The 1,099-nt window shown below is 57.9% G+C and carries 1 protein-coding gene; it reads right to left on the bottom strand.

What is annotated here, in order from left to right; all coding sequences use genetic code 11:
* Window positions 1–1,099, bottom strand: a 1,099-nt coding sequence (locus EOA22_RS34720) for an ABC transporter substrate-binding protein (RefSeq protein WP_164756225.1), incomplete at both ends; no start/stop codon positions are given.

Below are 1,099 nucleotides of genomic sequence, written 5' to 3'. Positions count from 1 at the left end.
AACATCCAGTCGGCGGTTGCCCGACCGCTCCAATAGGAAGCGCACCAGGGTTTCTTCAGCCAGACATTGTCCCAATAAGCGTCCTCGGCCTCACGCACGACATTGACGTCGATGCCGCATTGGGCTGCCGTTTCGCGAATGAGCGAAGCCGCATCCACCGCCCCCGCAAAGGCGGCATCGGCCACCGAGAGGTCCACCTTCAGGTTCTCCATTCCGGCCTTTTTCAGGTAGTGCTTGGCTTTTTCCGGATCGAAGCTGTGTTGCGGTTGCGGATCCTTGGCGAATTTGATGGCCGGCGCGATCGGGTTGTCGTTGGCCACAGTGGCGTGGCCAAGAAAGATCTTGTCGACGATTTCTTGGCGATTGATCGCCCATTTCAATGCCATTCGCACGTCCGGATTATCAAACGGCGCCATCGTGACATTCATCGGCAAGGTATAGTGCCCGTAGCCAGTGACCTCGACGATTTCCACCTTGGGCTTGCGTTTCAACATGCCGAGGGTCTTGAGGTCGGCGCGGCCGATATAGTCCACCTCCCCCGTGGATAGCGCCGCAATGCGAGCGGCGAGATCTGTGATGGCGATGTACTCCACCTCGTCGAGATAGGGCTTGCCATTCTTGAAGTAGTTTGGATTGCGCTTGAGCTTGGCCGAAACGCCGGGCTGGAAATTCTCGAGGACGAAAGCACCGGTGCGAACGCCTGAAGCCCAATCCGCCTTGCCGTCCTTGGCCGGCATGATGACCAGATGGTAGTCACTCATGATGTAAGGGAAATCGGCGTTGCCGCTCTTGAGCGTGAAGACCACCGTTTCCGGGCCGTCCGACTTGACATCGGCGACGGAGTCCAACAGCGACTTCGCCGCCGATTTGGTGTCCTTGCCCATGTGATATTGCAAGGAGGTCACGACGTCATCCGCCTTCACGGTCTTGCCGTTGTGAAAGGTTGCGCCTTTGCGCAGCTTGAAAGCCCAGGTTTTGGCTCCATCCGAAGTTTCAAAGCTCTCGGCGAGGTCCGGTTGGACATTGCCTTTGGCGTCGACCTCAGTGAGGCTGTTGGACAGCGAGCCCGAAAATGCGGTTTGTGTGAACGTGTCGGGGT

It is taken from the genome of Mesorhizobium sp. M7A.F.Ca.US.014.04.1.1, assembly GCF_003998745.1.
Classification (GTDB): domain Bacteria; phylum Pseudomonadota; class Alphaproteobacteria; order Rhizobiales; family Rhizobiaceae; genus Mesorhizobium; species Mesorhizobium ciceri.
This window is presented reverse-complemented; position numbering and strand designations above follow the sequence as displayed.